The sequence below is a fragment of the Pseudaminobacter soli (ex Zhang et al. 2022) genome, assembly GCF_014595955.1.
Taxonomy (GTDB): domain Bacteria; phylum Pseudomonadota; class Alphaproteobacteria; order Rhizobiales; family Rhizobiaceae; genus Kumtagia; species Kumtagia pseudosoli.
This window is the reverse complement of record NZ_JABVCF010000004.1, coordinates 195,398-215,418: the sequence shown is the minus strand read 5'-3', so window position 1 is coordinate 215,418 and position 20,021 is coordinate 195,398. Positions and strand designations below refer to the sequence as shown.

Genomic DNA, 20,021 nt, shown 5'->3' with positions numbered 1-20,021 from the left:
GGCTCACCCCGATAAAGTGCTGGCTACTCCGTTCTCGGGTTAATGACCAAACTGAAGGCGGCGTAGTTGAGTCCTGTGACAGGTACTATCGACAGGGAGTTGACGAAACCGGGGCTGTTATACACACGCGAAAAGGCGGCTGCCGTCACGCCGTCACCACCTGCAGTTGCCGTCGCGAAGTCGTACAGCTTCGTGTACCCAGACGGCCCGGTGGTGATGGACTGCCCTCCCCAACCTCCATCAACCATCGCGAGGACCAGTCTGTTGTCACCATTGATCGCGCCAACGCCGACTATGAAAGGGTTAGAGTTCGTTGGTCCGCCATAGCGCGAGTGCTGTAGGATCGGCCTATTTGGGTTGGCGTTCAGCACCTGCATGATGGCCGCGCAGCACCGCGTCGTGCCAGTCCACGTGAATGTATAGCTGGACGGCTCCGAGGCCGTCACTACCTTGTACAGAAGGAACGACCGCGCGCTACCGTAGATGCCTTGATCTATCAATGTCCAGCCGGACGGCGTAGCCAGAGCGGTCGCGGAAACCCCGAGGCTAATGTGAGCCACGAGAAGGTCGCCTTCCTGAGCACCAGCAGGTTTATTGATGGTGCCAGTAGTCCCGGTCGTATTCTGATTGAGCGTTGAAATCGCGCCGACGACTGGCGTGAGAAACGACTTCGCCGGGCCGATGGGAGAATTACCGGGGGCAATTGCAATGCCAAAGGCCGTAAACTCGGTGGCTTCGCTAGGGGTGTACGTCCGCGTACCAGTCGCGCCTGCTGTCGTCTTTTCCTCTTTGCATATCACGAGAGCGTTGGACTGCCCACCGGATGGTCCAGTAGGGCGCTGGTAGAATATTCGCGTGACGCCGCCCGGATCGGTGTAGGTTACGCCGGACCAGCCTGCGATCGCTGCGCTGAGAACGAGACAGCCGTCAACAGTGGTAGTAAGGCTCGGGACGACGTGAGTAGGATTATTGGCTGGAGCCCCATTAGTTCCGAACGCGTTGATCGGCGAAGTCAGCGCAGCGCCGCCGATGGCAAAAACTACGGCATTAATTTGTGCCGCTCCGGTACATGTAAAAGTGTAGTAGTTCGGCTCAGAACCAGTGGCGTATCGATAAAAGCACCCGCCGTAGGAGCGCCCGTCCTTCCGGTTGACAACTACCTCCCAACCGGATGGCGGGGTGACGGAGGAAATACTCGCTCCAGTGGCGACAAAGGCCACCATCAACGTACCGGCCACCACGCGCTCCGGCCGCGCTACGGCAATGGTCGAAGCATCAACGTCAGAAACTGCGCTGGTCTGGTCGTAGATGCCCAGCGGCCCGCCAGCAGGTGGTGCTTCCTTGCCGGCGACAGCGGCTAGGATTGCCGCCGCGCTGGCTCCCATCAGAATCGGATAAGGGATCACGGCAGCAACTCCACATCACCAACCAAGTCCCACACATCAGTAGCGACCTTGATGAGGGTCGCGCCGGAATGCTGCTTGCGCAGCTTCAGGGTCTCGGACGTATTAACGACGACGCCGGTCCCAGCCACGACCGTGGTCTGGCCTGCTCCGATCTGGCGGATCGGGATCGCCGTACCGATTGGAAATGCTACTACCGAGTTCGGCGGCACGGTCAGGGTGTTTGTCGCGACCACGTTCATGCGGACGTATCCAGAGGCGTCGGGCAGCGCGAGGGTGTAGTTGGCCGTCTTGGTGGTTACCGTCAGACCCGATGGATTATAAAATTCGAGACCATCGGCTGCGCTGTTGACCCGGACCGTCTTGCCAGCCTGACCGCTGTAGTCTGCCGGCGTGTCGGTCAGTCCGAGGAAGGTTTTCGCGCCGCTGGCCGGCTGGTCAAAGAACTCCAGACCGGTTGCATCCGCCTTGACGCGGACCGACTTTCCACCAGCGTCTGTGAAATTGTCAGGCGTGTCGGCCAATTCGAGGAAGGTCCCCGCGCCGCCTCCGCCTCCAGTCGGCAGACCGTAAAACTCCAGACCGGATTCATCCTCCTTGACCCGAACGACCATACCGCCAGCCCCAGACAAAGTGTCCGGCGTGTCCGCGAGATCGGTGAAGTCTTCCAGAGAGTCGCCGGAGTAGACAAACTCGATCCCAGTTCCGTCATTCTTGACCCGCAGGTACGCCCCCTCAAAGCCGGTGAAGCTGTTCGGAGCGTCTGTCAGTTCCGTGAACTCGGTGATGCCTCCACCGCCCGCCACGAACTCCAGACCGGATTCATCTTCGCGCACGCGCACGACAAAGCCACCATAACCTTCATAGGTCACTGGCGTGTCGGTGAGGTCTCTGAACATGGAGATCAGATCGCCGGACGGCACAAATTCGATCCCGGTCTCATCCGCCTTGATCCGGAGGTATTGGTGTGCTGCCCCTGCGTAAGAATCCGGCACGTCGTTGAGGTCGCGGAGACTTCCGCTCTCATTGGTGAACGTCAGGGCTGTCCCCGCCGCGTTGACGCGAACCGCCATGCCGGCGCTTCCGGTATAGTCGACGGGCGTGTCGGAAAGGTCAGTGAAATTCGAGATCGACGCGCCGGCCGGCGCGAACTCGACCCCGTCCTCAGTGTCTTTGACCCGCATGAAGCGGCCCTTCATGCCGGAGTAGTTGACCGGCGTGTCCGACAGGCTCGTGAAAGGAATCGTGCCGCCATTGTCTGAGAAGTAGAGGTAGATGAGGTAATTTCCGTCGACGTAGAACACGGCCGTCGTTCCGGTCGGTAGCGGTAGCGTCGCCGCGCCGCGCACGACGTTGACCATGTTGGTCCCGGTCGAATTGTCGACGACGAAAACCCTCGATGTCGCCGGGATCGTCAGCGCGCGGAGACCGGTGACGTTCTTGCACCGGAACATGAAGTAGCGCTGGAGGTCCAGAACCGGCAGCACAACGTCGCCCGCCGCGAAGTCGAGATCGCGCGCCCTGTTACTCGCCTGCTCAAGGAAGCTGATAGCGTCATTGATGGTAGCTTCCTTGGCCGACTGGTTGGCCGACAAAAGTGGGATCGCGAGGATAGGAGATAGCGCCATGATCAAATTCCAAACATCGAGTACCGGAGTGACAGTCCGCGTGCGAAGCCGCGTCCGACTGCCTGAGAGTTCTGATAAATTACGACGTGCACATCGGACTTGTGCGTAAGTCCCGCAGCCGCCAACGCAGCCTTTGTAAAGGTGTACGACTGAGTCGAGATGGGTCCGGATGCGTGCCAATACATGGCTGCATTTTCAGGGTTGAAGGTGTTCGGGTCGAACGGAGCCTTCAGAAGGAAGACTTCGTATTCTTCTTCCTGTTCATTGAGAGGGACTGCGCCTGTGCTGTTCATCAGCGTGCCGCCGAAGCGGGTCGAACGCTTCCACGTCACTGTGATCGTGTCGTCGACTACGTTGTTGGTGCGCTTTACGCCACCAACCGGCCACGGTCGACGAGACGCGGCGTTCAGGTTTGCCGGCGTCTCGATCGTCATCTGAGCCGACGACAGGACCGAGTAATTGCGAACTTCCCCAACCTTGGCGACCGGCTCATCAGCGATGCGCATCGCGTCCGCAGTAACCAGCACGAAATTCTCGCCCGGCCTATGCGTGTAGGCTGCATTGGTCGTCCCGCGATATCCTCGGATCAGGTGCGAGATCGTCGCCGATCCGTCATCATGTTCGACGACATTCTTGAACAGGATGACCTCGCCTCCGATGATCACCATGTTGGAGTCGTTCGGCCATTCGTCGTCAGGGATAGAGTCCCACGTGTAGATCACGTCGGGCTCATTCCACTCATAGGTCGGCTTCAACGTAATCTGGGTTTGTGTGTCGGTGACATCAGTGCTCACGGGAGGCGGTGGCACCATTCCGGTGATCGAGCCCCAAAGAGCTTCCACATAGGCAGTGCCTTCGACCTCGGAGGAGTCGCGATTACGCGCCACGAGGATGCCTTCGCGGAATCCGGCTTCGTAAGGCAGAGCCGCCCAATAGTACCCGAATGTGCCGTCCTCGTAGTTGGCATCACCGTCGAACAAATAAGGCAGATTGAAGATGCCGGGCACGCAGTTCGGGGCAACGGTATTCTCGGAGGGGATGATGCCGCCGCGTCGTTCAACATCCGCGACCGTCGAATACACAGCCTCGATCTGCGAGACCGTCTTGATCTCCATTTGCAGGTTGGCACCAATCTCGATGTCGGTGATGCGTTCGGAGAGGGCTTCACCATTATCGAGATGGATGGTGATCACGTCAGACGGATCGAGCCACAAATAGTCACGCGGTAGGGCGAACTCGCCCAGCCCACGCTCCGCCCACGCAGCATAGAGGATGCGCTGGGCCATGGTCTTGGCCTCCTTAGGCTCAAGCGCCATGTTCAGGGTGAGATCGAGTGATTCCCGAGAGTTCATAACCGGCAGCGGCCGGAGTGGTCGCTTGGCGTGCTCGGAGCCGGCCTCGTAGTCCTCCTTGGAGTTCATGTACTGAACCACGCAGCGTTCAGGCAGTTCAATCTCCTGAGTGCGGGTGATCTGGTAGTATTCGTTCTCGCCGCCGAAGTCGGTCTCGACAACACCAAGCTTCGACTGCGGGATGGTGACGACGCTCGGGGTGTCGCGCCACTTGAATTTGAGGATGTTGTCGCTCTCGACAACGTCGAACATGTAGACCGAGCTAAGTTCCTCCAGAACCTGACTTGCTTGCAGGGTGGATTCGATCATGTAGCCGCGCACGCCTTGGCTGCGCAGTGGTTCGACATCGAGTCGCGACTTCGGGATGTTCACCGACAGGCAGACATCCTCGACGATGTCGGCGAGCGAGATGCCCGTCTGGTTGTACTTCTGGAACTGCCCGAGAATCCAACGACCTTCCTCGTACTGCTCAGAAAAGTAGAGGACAGCGTCATATTCGGACCAGTAATACTGGTACGTAATATCATCGCCGTAAAATGGCATCTTGGTGCCATATGAATATACGTCTCCTCGTCCCTCGACAAAGTCCCACGAATATACTGTTCGACTATTCGGAACGATCCATCTGTACACCGGGCCACTGAGGTAATCCGGCATATGGGTGTTACCCTCCGGATAATGAAATTGGTTGTCAGTGATCTTCTTGAGATAGATTATGTTTTCAGTGCCATCGACTGCCGCTGCACCCTGATCGGCGTGTACCAGTGCGGCATAGAGGCCTTTTTCCAGATTCGCATTACCCGTCGTGGTAGCGAGGACGGCAATGGCATCGGCCGCAGCGCAGTAGCCGGCAAACAGGACGCTATCGACTCGCTTGGAGGTCCAGCCGGGAAGCTCGAACAGGAATCGAGCCGGCTCCTGCACTGGGTACTCCTTCTGATCCTCGGGGAGGTCCGGAGTGGCATCATCCGACTTGCTGCCTACCGTCATCATGCGGGGCAGTAGCGTCGAGACGCGTCCGCGCTGGGTGTAGAGTCCCTTCTCGCGGATGATGATCCCGTAATTGGTCCCCGGAACGCCGGCAGACACTTTCTGGACGGAGTTTGGTGCGTTGAATCCAGCCGGAAGGGCTACGTTGAAGCCCGTTCCGTGAGCATCCATGACATGGATGACGCCTTCCTGATCCGCGATGAACGTGCTGTTGGCTCGAACGTTTTCGTGGCTCGTTAGCTGACTGGAAACATGGTAGACGGGGAATCGCGCACCACCGCCGTACGGTGGAAACAGCGTACTGATCGTCCCGCCATAGACACCTTCGATGGCCTTCGACCTCGGATTGACGAAGATCATCGCCTTATGATTTGGATACGGGCCTAGATTGGTGGTGAAGACGAGGTTCCCGTTTCCAGCAACACCACAGTATTGCCAGATATTCTCGTAGTTGAATCGGTTGCGGGTGATCGCATCACCGTACATCGACAACTGCTCCTGCGGGAGCCACGGCTTGTCGTCGGGCTTCTGATAGGAGAAGCGAACGGTCTCTTTGACCTTGTCGACGTTGAATCCTCGGATGACATACCGTCCCGTCGAGTCGATCGCCTCGTGATAGAACATCTTGCGTACAGGGTCGTAGAAGGGATCGGCCACAACCCGCCCAGAACCGATCCTGTTGTAAATCGTCCGGAACGAGGTCTTTGCCTTTGGTTCCATGTTCTGGAAGATGCGCAGATGCGGGGTCACTTCCGGACGGACGGAAATTTCGGCTGTGATGGTCGGAATGCGATTACCGAAATCCCCGAGCTTGAACTTCATGAACCAGAGGTAGGCCAAGCCCCGAAACGCCGGAACGTTCTGGGCACCCTGCTTGGAGACCATGAACCCGTTTGGCTTCTGGTTCTCAGAGCCGTTGTAGAATTGGAAAACGAAGCGGCCGTGGGACTCTCCACCACCCTTCTTGCCGCCCTGCGCCTTTTGATCGCGCTGGCCTCGGTTGGTGAAACCCTGACCGACAATGTCCGGGTTGAGTGGGTTCATCCTGTCATAGATGAGGTTGTTGTCGGCCCAGACGCGCAGGACCTGTCCAACTGGCCCCTCACACAGTGCCATGGCAAAGTTGGCGTAGTAGTCGTAGACCTCGACGGCCTTGCCCTTGCTCGCGCCCTTGCTGCTTTGCTTCTTGCCGATGTAGCGCTTCTTCTCCTCGAAGTCGGTGGCCCAGAACAGGTTGCCGGTGACCTTGATGGTTCCGTAGCACTTCGGGATCGTGCGTCCGTAAGAGGACGACGACACACGCACTTCGTTGAGCTTACCCTGCGGCTCCTGTTTGCGGCGCATCAGCAGCGAAGCGCCGACCGATGCTCCAAACATGAGCATCTTGCCGGCAAACGCGCTGCCAAGAAGCTGACCGCCGAAGAGAACTCCAAGCTGCATTCAGATCATGCCTTTATAGTCACGCATGCCAACCAGATTGGCTGCCCAGTGGATTTTGTAGGGTTCCTCGACCACGCGACGCGCCTTGGCGCTCGCATTGATGATCATCGGCTCGCTGCCGTCCGTGGTGATGATCCCGGTGTGCATCGGGAAGATCGAATCCCGCAGGATTGCGATCGAGCCGTGGACGAGGCGGTTGCCGGGAAGTCGCTCGGTCTGCGGGTATAGAAATTCGTGCAGCAACTCCGGGTGAGGACCCATCGTGTACTTGGTGGTGTCGTAAATTTCGAGACCGCAATTGCGGCCGGCCAAGATGATCAGGCCGACGCAATCGAGGCCGAACTTGTCGCGACCTGCCTTCTTGAAGGGAACGCCCAAATATTCACGCGCCGCCGCGACTATCTCGTCTCTACTCGGCTTCGTCACTGTCGTCTCTCCACGTCTTCGGACTTCCTGTGCCCGTTCCGGCGACGCGGAAATACTGTCCCATACCGGGGATGTCCGGCTCCGCTCGCATGTTGATGATGTTGCCGTGCGCCCGACATGCCTGTCGTGTCTTGGCGCAGCCTCTGGCGATCTGGAAACGCTCGCCTGCCAGCGTCTTGCGTGGCATCGGCAGAGCCAGCTTGAACTCCTTGGTGAGGTTGTTCCATCCAAGGATTTCGACACGCCGTCCGATGTTCTCCCCTTCGAGGAAGGTCATCACACCATACTTGAAATAGTCGTCCGGCTTATCGAGCGTCGCCGCCGTGATCGTCGCCGAGCGCGTCGCGTCGACGGCCGCTGCGTCCATGTAGACATAGACCGGGTCGGCACACTGCCACGTGACTTCCCCGTCGACGACCTCGTCACCGGGGGTCCGGGAAAACTCAGGCTGACCGGTTGCCGTGACGCCGTCATTCAAAGCGACGTATTCGACTCCACCAAAGAAGACGTAGTCTTCAACCTCGGTCTTGGTCGAGTTCGGAAAGACGATCGAGCCCTTTACCTTGGCGATGCCAAAGTCGATTGCCTGTCCTTCATCGCGCTGGTGAGTGTTGATTCGGACCTGCACCGAACGCGTGTCAGGTGGCAGATCGAAATCGTGGGTGTACACGTCCCACTCATTGAGGACGATGGCGCGCGGAGGAATCCACCGACGCGTCGTGGTCACGAGAAGTCCGCCCCGCGAGTCGAGCCTGTAATAGGTGAGGTCCACTCGCCATCCGGAGCCGTACTGTAGTTGTGCGGCGGTGACGGCGACCCTGAGCTTCAATTCACCCGTCGAGATGTCGTCTACACTGACTCCGTCACTCAACAATGTGCGCGTCTGCCAGAGACCAGTGGTGTTTCCGCCTCCAGCTTCAATGCCGGTGATGCGGATGAAGTTTTTCTGATCATCCGGAGGGTCGAGTTGAAGCGTTCCCTCGCTGACTGCGGTTCCATAATTGCGGGTCCACTTAACGTCGCCCTCCTGAAAATTGTCATTCAGGATGCCGATGCTGGTCTCCGGCCGGTATCCGAAAGAGATGTCGGCAACGCGAACCCGCTCCCCTTTCTTGTAGAAGAAACCGCTCTTGCGGATCGGATAGAACAGGTTGATCTTGCAGCGGTGGTCGCCAAAGTCGGCCCGGCACTCGGGCTGGAAAATCTGGCCGACCTTCTGACTGAGAAGCTGGATCAGGCCGCGAAGCTCGACCAGAAACGCGCCGGATGGTGCGCGCTTCACTTCCCCGAACTTTCCGTAGCGCAGCTTGATGTCGCCCATGTTCGCCGAGAGGTCCATGTAGTTGACCATGAAGACCTCGACCTCGGCGTAGTCGAAGGCTCCGTTACGCATCTCCTCGTCGGGGATGGTGTCGTCGGAGAGGAATCCGGAGACTTCCATGTTGTCAACGGAGAAGGTCGCGGTCGACTGGATCGCCGACTTGTTGAAGCCGCCGATCGACGAATACCTCACGCCTTTGTAGGTGAGTGATTTGTCCAGTTCGGTGTAGGCGAAGACCTTGCCGTCCGTGCGTGTGATCTTCCAACAGGTCGTGAGCGTGGTCACGTCCTGCGCCAGATGCGTCTTCATCGCCGGAGTGATGTTCTTGGGCATCAATCCTCGTCCTTGATCTCAATGACGGGGATCGACTGCCAAGTCTGAGTCAGCCAGAACTCGTGAACCGGGTCGAAGTGGTCGATGTCGAAGCGGGCGTGAACATCGAACTCGAAGTACGGAACCACGACCTTCGCGTTCGCGACCGGAGCCTCGGGAAGTGTGATCTTTCCGGTCGCACCATCGACGGTGAACTCTGCGGCCGGCAATCCACCGACCAGAACCTGAGTGACCGTTTCAACCACGGGCTTGGTGATCGGCCGCACGTACTTCCAATTGCCGGACTGGTATCCCTTGGACAGAAAGAACTCTTTCTTGGTGCCATCTCCCTTGCCGATCTCCTGCGAGATCGCGCTGTAGTCGCCCCAGTCCTTGAACCGGAACGAATAGGCCATGCCGACGCGCGCATAGAAGAAGTCGCGCAGGTCATCCATCTGCGCCTCATCCTTGATGCCGTGCGAGACATCGTATTCGGCGCGGGCGAGCCGCCAGTTGATGTTGCGGCGCTCCTTGCCGGAGGCGAGCGTAATGACCGAAGTGGAGAATTTGGGTCCTCCCTTCGATCCATAGCTGATGTCTTCTGGGAATCTAACGTCGTGAAACATTTACTATCCGTCGCGGATACGCGAGCGCTGCTGCACCGTCGTCATGGCGTTGCCGATCTGGCTCTTCGATCTCTTGAAGCTGTCGGCGTCCTTCACACCGTGCAGGTGGAACGTTAGATTCGGTGGACCACTTCTGTCAAGATAATCTTGACGACCGGCTCGCGAAGAATCGCCTTCGTTCATCTCGACGGGGACCTTGCGGCCACGGGTCAGAGGGATCACCGCCTCATTGTCGTGCAGGATCGCTGGCATGCCACCACTCGTGTTCGGCGTGCCCTCGGAGTAATGCGGAGCACCCATGAACGGAGCCGCGCTGACGCGGGCGCGAGTGACCGGCGAGTCGGAGTATCCACCCTCGGAGAAGAGGCCAGCACCCATGCCGCCCATACCACCAGTCATCAACTGCTGGAGAAGCTGCAAGATCATGCTGCCAAACTGGCCGAGGCCGGGGATGACCGACGACAGCGGGCCGAGAAGCTGCGAGATGCCCTGACCGAACTGGCCGAGGCCCGGCGTTGCGGACTGTGCCTGCTGCGCGCCCATCTGCGCCTGCGTACCGGCCTGCTGGATCGCTGTACCTGCCTGCTGGAACTGCGGACCGGCCGACGCCGCCATGGTGCCCGCCGACTGGACCTGAATACCGGTCTGCTGAGCGGTCAAGCCCATCTGCAACTCGGACTGGGTCTTCATCTGGTTGGCCATCTGCGTCTGGGACGCACCGGTCTGCGCCGACGTGCCGGTCTCGCTCAGCTTGGACTTCATCTGGTCCATAGCCGGCGTGGCCTGCTGCGCAGCCTGTCCAACCTCAGTCACCTTCGCCTTCATCTGATCGATGCCGGCCGTCGCGGTCGGGTCAACTCCCGGCTGCAACCCTGTGCCGGGCTGATAGCCGTTCATGATCCGGTCGGCGTGCGTCATACGGCTTGCCGTGTGCGGGATGCCCGGCCGCTCGAACTTGTCCTGAAACGACACGACAGACTCGCCCAAGCCGGACTGCTGACGCAGGTGCGACAGAGAACGGGACTCCTTGCCCATCAACTCGTGCTTGAGGAACTGGTACTGAGCCTCGGGAGAATCGGTCGTCCAGCCGCCCTGCGCTGCGAAAGCCTCATACTCGCGACGACGCGGACCGGTCCACTGCGCGATGCCATAACCACCACGCGAGCCCGGAACCAGCGGCTTCATTTCCTGCAACTTGCGGAAGCCTACGGACTCGTGCGCGAGGTTCGCGACGATGCCACCAGCCTGATTGTCGGTCAGGTTGAAGTCCTGCTTCAACCGGTCCATCAGTTGGTTGGAAATCTGCTGGTACGACGCCTCCGAGAACTTCGAGAAGGTGAAGCCGTTGATGGTTGGCGACACGCCACCACCAGCCGGCAGTGCCGACGTGGTGATAGGATCGATCGCGCCACGCAGACCGAGGTTTGCGTTGGGGTTCACGCCCGGCGCGAAGCGCTCGGGGTCAACAAAGCCGACACGGTTGGTCTTCGCCGTGGTGTTCGCGCCGATGATGCCGCCCGGTCCCCATCCATCAGGCATGGACTTGAGGCTGCGATCCAATTCCCGCACGCCGTCGTTGAGCGTCTTCATCGGCTTGACGAAGCCCGGCTCGGTCGCGAAACGATCGTTTGTGGACGGTCCGGCCGGCGCGACATTGGTGCCCGGAATGTCAGGCAGCGGCGCACGAGTGATGCCCGCCTGCTTCGCGGCATTCGACTGGGCCTTGCCCGCGCCATAGGACGCATACTGTTCGGCAAGCGACATGCCGGCATTCGGGCCACCACCAGCGCCGGTCACCGGCTCGCCATTTATGGTCAGACCGTTGGTGTAGACGTTGGTCATCGCCGTGGTGATGTTCTCACCAATGCCGGCGAGCTTTTCCATCGCCTTCTCGGCCATGGACGCGCCCTTCTTCTCGCCGTCCATACCCATCCAGCCAGCGATGTCCTTCAGCATCGAGTCGAGACTGATCTTGACGAAGGTCTTCAGGATCGAGCGGCCGAGGCTGGCGAAATCCGCCTCGGCTCCGGTGACGAAGTTGGTGATCTCGTCGGAAAGGCTGCTGATGCCGTCCTTGATTGCTTCCTGAACCTGATCGTTGAAGTCGCCAACGGACGCGGCCCAGCGCTCGACGCCGTTGCCGATCTCACCGTTCATGCGGGCGATACCCTCATGGTACTGGCGAAGGGCCTCCAGCCCCTCCTTGCCGACATCCTGGCCCTTCTTCAGGAGTTCGTTGTAATCCTCCTGCGCCGACGCCAAGGCCTTCTGCTCGGCGGTCTTGGCCTTCATCATGGCCAGTTCCTGCCGGTAGTCGCGCGCCATCGCGCCGGCCGGGTTGCGGTCGTCCAGCGTGTTCTCGGCGAGCATCTTGCGCCACCGATCAACCTCGGCACTCTTCGGGTCGAAACCACGCTTCTTCGCGATCTCGTCGATGAGCAGCAACTGCTTCTGATATTCCTCGTTCGCCTTACCGATCGCGTTGATTTCGTCCCACAGCTTCTGCTGTTCGGTGGTAAGTGCGCGCTTCTTCTGCTCTTCGAGCTTGGCGTAACGCTCGGCATTCTTCTCGATGCTTTCCGCGTTGATCTGGTTGGCGTCCTGAATCTTCTTGGCGTATTCGTCCGCCTCCTTCATGTACTCGCTGAAGCCGTCGACGCCGGAGAGATCGAACATCTCCGTGACGCCGCCCGTCATCTCGCCGATCATCTTGCCGACGCGCTTGCCAAAGGCGTCGAGCATGTTGCCGAAGCTTGCGGCCAACTTACCGTCGCCAAGGATTTCGTTGGACAGGATCGCCAGCAAGCCAAAGGCGGCGACCGCTGCCATGACCTTACCGGTCAGGACGCCGATCGACTTGGCGATGTTGGCAACGGCGGCAACCGCCTTACCACCCGCGAGCAGGGCGAGTGCGCCGCCAAACAGGCGCACGGCGGTCGCGGCAAACGAGAACAGTCCGCCGACCACCGACAGCGGGGCCACCAACAGACGGAGAACACCGACGATCGAATAGGCGACCATGACGCCTGCGAGCGCCTTGGCGAACGTGATGACCTTGTCGCGGTTGTCGGCAAGGACCTTGCCGAGCGCGCCGATCAGCTTGAATGCCTCGCCCATCGCCCGGCCGAGGTCGGCCGCGAACTTCTTGAAGTCATCCGATCGGAGAATTTCCGCGAACTGACGCGCCATCGCGCCGAGGCCAGCGTTGAAGCCGCTGTCGAAGAGGATACGCTTGAACTCGGTCCACGCGTTCTGGAGCGATGTGATCTGGGCTGCGGACGTGTTCATTGCCGCCGCAACGGCCGGACCGAACCGGCTCTGCATGACTTCGGCGAGCTTGATCAGTGCGTCCGAACCAACTTCACCGGCCTCGATCATCTTCAGGAGCTTCGAGGTCGAGACATCCAGAGCCTCGGCCAGCATCGGCACCACGCCGGGGATGTGGTCACCCAACTGAACGCGGAGTTCTTCCATCTGGATGGTTCCCTTGGAGAACATCTGCTCCAAGGCGAGGAAGGCGTACTTCTGGTTGTCGGCGGAGACACCCATGGCCGACAGCGCGGTCGCAAAGCCCTTGTAGACCTTCTGGGTATCCGCGACCGACGTACCGGACAGGCGCGCGGCGACAGCAAACTTACCGTACGAGCGAGCGACAGCGTCCAGCGAGACGGGAAGCTCGTTGGTGAGGTCCTTCAGGAAGGAAAGATGGTCGTTGACCTCGGTCGGCGTCCCGGCGATCGCACCCATCGTGCGCTTCAGGTTGATGAGGGCGCTACCGGCCTCGTAGACGCTGTTGACGAAGGTGCCGAGCGACACTGATCCGAGCGCGGTCGCGAGCAGCGTCGACGCGTGATGGGTCAGCGAGATTTGATTGTTGAGACCACGGAACGCGTTGGTCGTGTTCCGGATCGAATTGCCCATGTTGGTCCAGATGCCCGCGCCGCGCTGCGCGGCGTTGTTCATCGAGCCGAGGCCACGGACATTGATGTTCAGGCCGTTGAGGCGCGCGAGCGCCGCCGCCACCTGCGCGAGATGACCGGGGCTGACCCGAGCCAAAGCGGCGACGAGGGCGGACAGATTACGGGTTGCGGCAGCGGACGGCCCGGCAAAGCCGGCGAGTGCTGTCTTCAGGGACGCGATGCCCTGCGCCACCGAAGGCGGGATTCGGTTGCGGGAAATGCCACGGAGGAATGTCGGGAGGTTTACAAGCCCCTTGGGAAGGCCGGGGAAGCCCTTGAGCGCCGCCTTGAGTGCGGTCAGACGCGGCGCGAGCGTCGAATCGATCTTGACCTTGGCGAACGGAGTGAACGCGCCAGCCCACTGCGCAAGCGCCTTCGGAGGGCCACGGAAGCCCTTGAGTGCTGCCTTGATCTGGTTGAGAGTGGAGACGAAGGACGTGTCGATCTTCAGGTTCGACAGTCCGCGCAGGGCCTCAGGCACCTTCGAGATCGCCTTGGCGTTGAAGCGGAAGCCGGCGAGCGCGTTCTGGAGGCGCTGGAGATCGTTGATCATCCGGCGATTGATCTGGACGCGATTCAGCGTCTCGATCGCCTTCTGGACGGCTTTCGTCTTCTTGGCGATGTCTGGGATGTTGACGGAGGCGAGCTTCTTCAGACCGTCGAAGGCGCTGCGCGAGCGCTTGTCGAACTCGCGCAGCGTACGGAGTGCTTCGCCGAGGGCCGACGAGAATTGCTTGACACCGCGCGCGCCGGAGCGCGAGTCGACGCCAATCTTGATGTTGTAGTTGTCGCTCATCGACGACGGCCCCTCGTACCGTTCTTCTCAGCTTGCTTTTTGAGTTTGTCCCGCTCCGTCTCGATCTCGGCGTACTTCCGGGTCATCCACTCGGCATCGAGTTCCATGACGTGGAAGAGGAGTTCGCGGCGGTCTTCTTCGTCGATCACGCCGTCGAGGTCGCAGTAGTGGCGGACCTCGCCAATCTGGATCGGCTGCGGGCCGATCTGGTTGACGTTTCGACTTCGGGACAGGACCGTAAATGCGGTCCAAATCGGGTGCAGATGAGCAGGAAGAAACTCCTGCTCATCCACCTGTTCCGGCTCATTAGAGGGAAGTGGGGGCTTGCCTTGTTTCTGGCGTAGCTCGTTGATCCACTTCCGGTTCTTAGCCTTTTTACTGGCTTCCGGCTGGTGGAAACTCCGAGCCAGCCAGTTTAGAAGTTTTTTGCGTCGAGTTCCCGAGCGCGCTTCTTGAACGTCTCGGTGGAGGTCAGGACCGTGATCACGTCACGAAGGAACTGCGGCTCGTCGCGCAGGTACTTCTCGGCGATCTCGGCCGAGAACGGGATCGGACGCTCGATCTCCTTGCCGTTGGCATCCTTCTCGCCGGTCCCCTCGGTGAGGTTCCAGTCGATCATCGAGGAGTGCGAAATCAGCTTGATGAAGATTTCGTTCTGGTCGTCCTCGGGAATGTCCTTGCCGAGGCGCAGCAGCGCCGCATAGGGCTCATTCAGCTTCTTGCGGAGGGCGCGGGTGTGAGCGGACTCGAACGAGCGGACCTTGACTTCGATGCCGCCGCCGATCGGAGCCCAAGTGCCCTCTTCCGCTGCGGTCTTGTCGTGGGAATAGTTGTCAGAAAAACGTGCCATATTTCACCTGTCGGGGTTCGGGATGGGGTGGGGCCGGACCTCCCGACAAAGTCCGGCCCCGTTTCGCGCGCGCAAAAGCGCAGGAGTATGTCGGGCTCCTTTATGTACTGGATGTCCAGAAAATCTGGACAACCAGATCAAGCCATTGCTGGCATGGTCGACGAGAAGCGGTCGATCTGGATCATGCAGGCGGTCGCCGGGTCGCGCTGAGCTTCCCACTCGATCGCCTCGATCACGTCCTGATCGATGCCTTCCGGAGCAACCGGGTCCGCCGTCAGCTTGATCGCAGGGATCGTGAAGTCGTAGCGGTTGCGCTGGTTGTCGTGGTAGAAGAACGACAGGCTGATCGTGTCGTGATCGACGAACTTGTCGAACAGTTCACCGGTCTCGAAGTAGGCCGAGAACGAGCCGGTCAACTGGAAGCGACCGACGCCGATACCAACGGCGTACTTGTTGCCGACCGCGCGCTGCTCACGCAGCGAAGCGTCGCCGGAAATCGAGATCGACTGGAGGAAGGCAGCACCCGCCACGCCGTCAATCGCCAGATTGCCGACGTTCGAGGTCGCGTTCATGACATCGTGGGCCGGCGCGTCCTTCGGCGTGTACGGCGCATTGCGCAGAAGCGAGGTCTGCGTCTTGCGACGTTCCATGGCACGACCCATCATCGAGATCGAGCCGGTCGAGATTTCGCCGGATTCCATGCTCAGTTCGAAGGTGCCGACGCGCAGGCCGGTCGCGACGAAGTGCTGATTCACGTCCTCGAACGAAGTTTCGACAGTGAAGGACTGGCGAATGAAGTCGTTGACGTTCGACGGGTTGCGCAGCATCGAGCCCTTGACGGTGATGGTCGCGCCGCCGACGTTGTCGTTGGTCGCCGGAGCCGGGCTGACGCCAAGCACGTCGTCGGAAACCGACGTGATGGTGAAGATTCCACGGATCGAGTTGACCGCGCCTGCGAAGTTGGCGACGGCGACAGCATTGGACGGGTCAGCGCCCTTGACGATCGCGCCACCGGAAGTCTCTTCGAGGTTGGTAATCGTGACGACACCGACCGCGTTCACTGCCTTGAGCGCAAGATTGCCGCGCGAGACCTGATCCATGATGGCCGCGACGAGGTTGTCGCCGGCCTCGGTAGCATCAGCGCCGGCAGCCATGGCGACCACACCGGCCGGGACGACACCGCCCCACTGGAAGGTCTTCTGATTGACACCGTCCGAGACGACGACGTTGGTGCCGGCACCCGGAACCCCGGTGATGGTGACCGAGCCGGTCTCGAAGCCGAGGCCGTCGACGTGAATCTTCTGACCGATCTTCAACTGGCCCGCTGCAATCGCGGCAGCAAAGGCGTTGTTGGCGTTGGAATCGATCGTCGACGCGCCGTCCGTGCCGAAACGAATGTTCGTATCCTTGAGGACCAGAACGTCATTGGCGTCGAGGACGCGGCAGAAGTCGTTTCCGGCCTCCGCGACGAAGGCAGCGCTGGTCACGGTGATGGTGGTGACGCCGCCAGCGTAGGCCACGGCCGAGATGGACGCGTAGGTGTTGTTGGCAGGGTTGAGGAAGCCTTCGGTCTTGATGGTCCGGCCAACCGTGAGGTAGGGCTGAACATCGCCCCCGATGGTGATCTGGTCGGCTGCCTTGATCGAGACCGCCTTGCCCTTGAACATGTCGAAGGTCATCGGACGGCTCCACAGGCCGTACACGAAGGCCGCGAGGAAGTCGTCGATAGCGCCGGCCGACAGTTCGAAGTTGATCTCGCCTTCGGCGCTCGCGCCGACCTCGGCGATCGACGGCACCATGCGGTCCGAACGAAGCTCGTCGGAAGTCCGCGTCTCCTTCTGCGGTGCAAGCTGCGACCCGGTGATGCGCATTTCGCGCGGCGATCCGTTGGCCGGCGTCACGCCCCATGCAGCAGAGTCTTCAGCGATGTAACGAAGGGACGCGCGATTGGAATCGGCGAAAGTGCCCGCCATGGCATTCTCCTACAGAACGAATGGGATTGGTAAGGACGAGTCCCACTCATCCTGTGTAGGCGAATGATAGATAAAGCAGGCTAAGGCGTCAAGAAATTCTTGACAAACGGCTCAAAACATTGCAGCGCCTCAAGACTGGCGTTCGACAAATCCATCGTACCAGAAGAACACCCGCGCCATGATCCGGAAGTAGGAACCAGTGGTCGGAGCTTCGTCGACCAGCTTCTTCCAGAAATTCGCCTGTGTGACCGTGGCGTAGGCGAACTTGTTCGGGTAGAGCGACGCGGCGAGCTTGTGAGCGAGCTTCTTCGGCGCGGCGTGGCCGGTCTCGGCCGGGTGCATGATGTCGATCTGGACGAAGCCCGGCGTGCGCTCGATGAACTTCTTGCCGAGCGAGCGCGTCACGCTCTCACCACTCTTGATCACCAGCGAGACCCACTTACTGTCCTTCGGCTGCTTGAACGGGTTGTTGCTGATCTGGACAGGATATTCCGACGCATGCTGTTGCACGGCACCGAGAACCTTGTCCTCGACAAGCTGGCGGAAGTGGTCGTGATCAAGGATGTCGACGTTCATCAGAGGCTCCCGAGCTTTGCCACGACCTCTGCATAGGTCATGCCGAACATACCATCGACGGGATGCTTGCCCGGATAGGGCAGAAGGCCCGCCTCCAGTCCACGGATGTGCTTGGCGTTGTTGGTGAGATAGTAGACCGCGAAGGGTTTGTCGAATGTCAAAGCATGCAAGCTCTGTCGCGCGGCAGCGGTGTTCGCGGCGCGGTTCTGCTCACCGGTTCCGTCCGAGCCGACCGGATCGAACTCCGTCTGGTTTGGCTTGCCCCTCGTCCAGATCATGTTGCGCACGGCCGCGCCAGACCAGACCGGCGTCTTCGGATGGATGCGCATGTCGATCTCGTGCACCACCTTCATAACGATCCGGGAGACACGCTTCTCGATGTCGGCCGGAACGTTGGACAGGCGTGCGATGATCTCGTCGATGTTGGACGTGTACATGTCAGGGCCTGCACATGAAGACGATGAGTGAGGCTTCGACGGAGTCCATGACCGCCTTCTCGACCAGCCATTCGTCAGCACCAACAAGGATACGATCCGAGGTCTCTAGCATGCGCGCGCCGCTCGCCTGCCAGTTTAGCATGGGAATGACGGCCTTGTGGCTGGTGGCGGCGACCTTGTACTTGGCAGACTCCGCCTCGCTGATCGCGCCGAAGAGCGCTTTGCCGAGGGGCACGATCTCGACAGTGGTGACCGGTTCGCCGGTCGCGACATCGTAGGCTGTCCCGGTAATGAGGACCAAGGACACGTCCTTGGCCGCATCGCCGGAGAGCGCCACCGTCTTTCGCATCAGGACCTTTGCGAGGCTGCCGAGATTCATCAGCGCACCCGCGTGATCGGCTTGAATCCGCGATCGCCCGGCCCGGTGCCGAAGACCCGCAGAAGGCGCGACAACCAGTCCGGCGTCGCCTTCTGGGTGACTCCGTCCTGAAACTCGATCTCGATCGTATCGTTGCGGAAGCGCTTGATGCCGACCGCCTCGGCGAGTTCGGTCGGGTTTTCCTGATGCAGGAACACGGCGGCGAGCGCCACCGCGCGCTTGAGCGCTTCCGGGATGATGGTGGAGGCGACGGGATATTCGCCGTCGTGCATGCCGTGGCGCGGCCACGCGAGCGGCTGGTCCTTCTCGACCTTGCGGCCGTACCAGATGACGTTCTCGTCGATCCAGCGCGTCGCGTAGGCGAGCAGCATGGTCTTGCGCTCGTCGTCGAAGCCGGCCCAGATCGGGCCGGCATGAGGGTCGATTGCGAGATACGCATCAGCCCACGGAACATCCACATAGGTGTTCGCGCCGGCTACGATGCTGCCATCCTCAACCACAAGGTCGACCATTTTCCACTCCCTTGTCCAGAAACGCTGGACGCCAATCGCCCGAAAAATCAGGACCGGGGCTCAGGTGAGAACGCTCTGCCGCGAACGCCATGACCCACTCCTTGGCCGTCGCGGAGCGCACCACATCTTCCTCTCGGAAAAAAGTGATGCCTGCGTTCAGACCGTGTCGGGAAACCATCTCGGCGATGGTTCGCAAGCCGCTGTCGCGACCGATGTCGGACTGGTCGGGATCGCCGCAGATGATCGCCTGCGCATTGTCGCCGATTCTGGTCAGGAACATTTCCAGATCGGCCAGCGTACAGTTCTGCGCCTCATCGAGGAGGAAGACGCCGTCTTTGACGGTGCGTCCACGCATATGCTCGAACGGTAGGACCTCGATCTGCTTCGTGGCTGTCAACCTGTCGACCTCGGCTCCGGAGGTTCCCTCCTTGAAGGCGTCGACGATCGGGACAAGCCAAGGCTTCATCTTCTTGTCCCCGTCGCCGGGGAGGAAGCCCATTCTGTGCCGCGCAGCCGACACAGAAGGTCTCGCGATGATGATCCGGTCGATCGTCTTGCGGAGCAGTCGATCGAGGGCGTGACGCGCCCCTACGTAAGTCTTTCCCGAGCCGGCCGGCCCCAAGGCAATGACGACCGGGAATGCGTTAAGCTGCTGAATGAGTTCCTTCTGCCGAAGGTTTCTCGCCTCCAACGGCTTGGGGCGTCTCGCTTCCTTGTCAGCTTTACGCTGTTCTCGCTTCGAGGGCTTCGAGGTCGGCGGGGACTCCGCCTCGAACACGTCCGAAAGTTCCATCAATGTTACTGCCACACTTCTGAAGCTCACTTTTGACGCGCTGGAGCTTTGCAATGAGCGCATCGAGGTCGTCAATCGCCTCGATCACGTCGCTCGCGTCAGAAATCCCCCTGACCACGAGATTACCTGCTTCGGTGTGGACCTCGCCCATCGCCAAAGCCCATTTGAACTCTAGTACCTCGTACTCGTCTTCTTCGATAACGATTGAAGATGCCGCAGCTTTCATCCAGAATGCCCGCCCGTGTCCC

16 protein-coding genes are annotated in these 20,021 nt (G+C 60.2%); all 16 read right to left on the bottom strand.

Features of this window, described 5'->3' with window-relative positions; all coding sequences use genetic code 11:
* Nucleotides 1-23: 23 nt before the first annotated feature.
* The 16 genes from HUI96_RS09685 to HUI96_RS09610 all read right to left on the bottom strand — a co-directional run bounded on the left by HUI96_RS09685 (nt 24) and on the right by HUI96_RS09610 (nt 19,999).
* Nucleotides 24-1,406 carry a hypothetical protein gene (locus HUI96_RS09685; RefSeq protein WP_188254437.1) on the bottom strand — a complete coding sequence of 461 codons (1,383 nt, stop codon included), beginning with the start codon at nt 1,404-1,406 and terminating at the stop codon, nt 24-26.
* Nucleotides 1,403-3,031, bottom strand: coding sequence for a hypothetical protein (locus tag HUI96_RS09680; protein WP_188254436.1), 1,629 nt, complete (start codon nt 3,029-3,031; stop codon nt 1,403-1,405). Before HUI96_RS09680 ends, HUI96_RS09685 begins: the two co-directional genes overlap by 4 nt.
* A 2-nt stretch (nt 3,032-3,033) precedes the next feature.
* Nucleotides 3,034-6,813, bottom strand: coding sequence for a phage tail protein (locus HUI96_RS09675; RefSeq protein WP_188254435.1), 3,780 nt, complete (start codon nt 6,811-6,813; stop codon nt 3,034-3,036).
* On the bottom strand, nt 6,814-7,239 hold the full coding sequence (locus tag HUI96_RS09670; RefSeq protein ID WP_188254434.1) for a hypothetical protein: 426 nt from the start codon (nt 7,237-7,239) through the stop codon (nt 6,814-6,816).
* Entirely contained in the window at nt 7,223-8,893 is a 1,671-nt protein-coding gene (locus tag HUI96_RS09665) for a baseplate hub protein (RefSeq protein ID WP_188254433.1), read from the bottom strand. Before HUI96_RS09665 ends, HUI96_RS09670 begins: the two co-directional genes overlap by 17 nt.
* On the bottom strand, nt 8,893-9,498 hold the full coding sequence (locus tag HUI96_RS09660) for a DUF2460 domain-containing protein (protein ID WP_188254432.1): 606 nt from the start codon (nt 9,496-9,498) through the stop codon (nt 8,893-8,895). The genes HUI96_RS09665 and HUI96_RS09660 overlap by 1 nt, the downstream gene beginning before the upstream one ends.
* A gap of 3 nt (nt 9,499-9,501) precedes the next feature.
* Nucleotides 9,502-14,253, bottom strand: coding sequence for a phage tail tip lysozyme (locus HUI96_RS09655; RefSeq protein WP_188254431.1), 4,752 nt, complete (start codon nt 14,251-14,253; stop codon nt 9,502-9,504).
* Nucleotides 14,250-14,546: a phage tail assembly chaperone gene (locus HUI96_RS09650; protein ID WP_188254430.1), complete on the bottom strand. Its 297-nt coding sequence runs from the start codon at nt 14,544-14,546 to the stop codon at nt 14,250-14,252. The genes HUI96_RS09655 and HUI96_RS09650 overlap by 4 nt, the downstream gene beginning before the upstream one ends.
* A 122-nt stretch (nt 14,547-14,668) precedes the next feature.
* Nucleotides 14,669-15,103 carry a hypothetical protein gene (locus HUI96_RS09645; protein ID WP_188254429.1) on the bottom strand — a complete coding sequence of 145 codons (435 nt, stop codon included), beginning with the start codon at nt 15,101-15,103 and terminating at the stop codon, nt 14,669-14,671.
* A gap of 137 nt (nt 15,104-15,240) precedes the next feature.
* Complete coding sequence (locus HUI96_RS09640; RefSeq protein ID WP_188254428.1) at nt 15,241-17,076, bottom strand: phage tail tube protein; 1,836 nt, start codon at nt 17,074-17,076, stop codon at nt 15,241-15,243.
* A 129-nt stretch (nt 17,077-17,205) separates the two neighbouring features.
* On the bottom strand, nt 17,206-17,652 hold the full coding sequence (locus HUI96_RS09635) for a phage tail terminator-like protein (RefSeq protein WP_188254427.1): 447 nt from the start codon (nt 17,650-17,652) through the stop codon (nt 17,206-17,208).
* A complete protein-coding gene (locus HUI96_RS09630; RefSeq protein WP_188254426.1) occupies nt 17,652-18,089 on the bottom strand; it encodes a hypothetical protein in 438 nt (145 codons plus the stop codon). The genes HUI96_RS09635 and HUI96_RS09630 overlap by 1 nt, the downstream gene beginning before the upstream one ends.
* A gap of 1 nt (nt 18,090) precedes the next feature.
* Nucleotides 18,091-18,468: a hypothetical protein gene (locus HUI96_RS09625; RefSeq protein WP_188254425.1), complete on the bottom strand. Its 378-nt coding sequence runs from the start codon at nt 18,466-18,468 to the stop codon at nt 18,091-18,093.
* Nucleotides 18,468-18,980 carry a DnaT-like ssDNA-binding protein gene (locus HUI96_RS09620; RefSeq protein WP_188254424.1) on the bottom strand — a complete coding sequence of 171 codons (513 nt, stop codon included), beginning with the start codon at nt 18,978-18,980 and terminating at the stop codon, nt 18,468-18,470. Before HUI96_RS09620 ends, HUI96_RS09625 begins: the two co-directional genes overlap by 1 nt.
* Nucleotides 18,961-19,773, bottom strand: coding sequence for a PhoH family protein (locus HUI96_RS09615; protein ID WP_188254423.1), 813 nt, complete (start codon nt 19,771-19,773; stop codon nt 18,961-18,963). Before HUI96_RS09615 ends, HUI96_RS09620 begins: the two co-directional genes overlap by 20 nt.
* Complete coding sequence (locus tag HUI96_RS09610) at nt 19,703-19,999, bottom strand: hypothetical protein (protein ID WP_188254422.1); 297 nt, start codon at nt 19,997-19,999, stop codon at nt 19,703-19,705. The genes HUI96_RS09615 and HUI96_RS09610 overlap by 71 nt, the downstream gene beginning before the upstream one ends.
* Between the last annotated feature and the right edge of the window lie 22 nt (nt 20,000-20,021).

Excerpts from the sequence above, each read along its gene's own strand:
- HUI96_RS09640 (WP_188254428.1), bottom strand. The coding sequence starts at position 17,076 with ATGGCGGGCACTTTCGCCGATTCCAATCGCGCGTCCCTTCGTTACATC.
- HUI96_RS09675 (WP_188254435.1), bottom strand. The coding sequence starts at position 6,813 with ATGCAGCTTGGAGTTCTCTTCGGCGGTCAGCTTCTTGGCAGCGCGTTT.
- HUI96_RS09680 (WP_188254436.1), bottom strand. The coding sequence starts at position 3,031 with ATGGCGCTATCTCCTATCCTCGCGATCCCACTTTTGTCGGCCAACCAG.
- HUI96_RS09625 (WP_188254425.1), bottom strand. The coding sequence starts at position 18,468 with ATGAATCTCGGCAGCCTCGCAAAGGTCCTGATGCGAAAGACGGTGGCG.
- HUI96_RS09655 (WP_188254431.1), bottom strand. The coding sequence starts at position 14,253 with ATGAGCGACAACTACAACATCAAGATTGGCGTCGACTCGCGCTCCGGC.
- HUI96_RS09660 (WP_188254432.1), bottom strand. The coding sequence starts at position 9,498 with ATGTTTCACGACGTTAGATTCCCAGAAGACATCAGCTATGGATCGAAG.
- HUI96_RS09615 (WP_188254423.1), bottom strand. The coding sequence starts at position 19,773 with ATGGAACTTTCGGACGTGTTCGAGGCGGAGTCCCCGCCGACCTCGAAG.
- HUI96_RS09620 (WP_188254424.1), bottom strand. The coding sequence starts at position 18,980 with ATGGTCGACCTTGTGGTTGAGGATGGCAGCATCGTAGCCGGCGCGAAC.
- HUI96_RS09635 (WP_188254427.1), bottom strand. The coding sequence starts at position 17,652 with ATGAACGTCGACATCCTTGATCACGACCACTTCCGCCAGCTTGTCGAG.
- HUI96_RS09665 (WP_188254433.1), bottom strand. The coding sequence starts at position 8,893 with ATGCCCAAGAACATCACTCCGGCGATGAAGACGCATCTGGCGCAGGAC.
- HUI96_RS09645 (WP_188254429.1), bottom strand. The coding sequence starts at position 15,103 with ATGGCACGTTTTTCTGACAACTATTCCCACGACAAGACCGCAGCGGAA.
- HUI96_RS09630 (WP_188254426.1), bottom strand. The coding sequence starts at position 18,089 with ATGTACACGTCCAACATCGACGAGATCATCGCACGCCTGTCCAACGTT.
- HUI96_RS09610 (WP_188254422.1), bottom strand. The coding sequence starts at position 19,999 with ATGAAAGCTGCGGCATCTTCAATCGTTATCGAAGAAGACGAGTACGAG.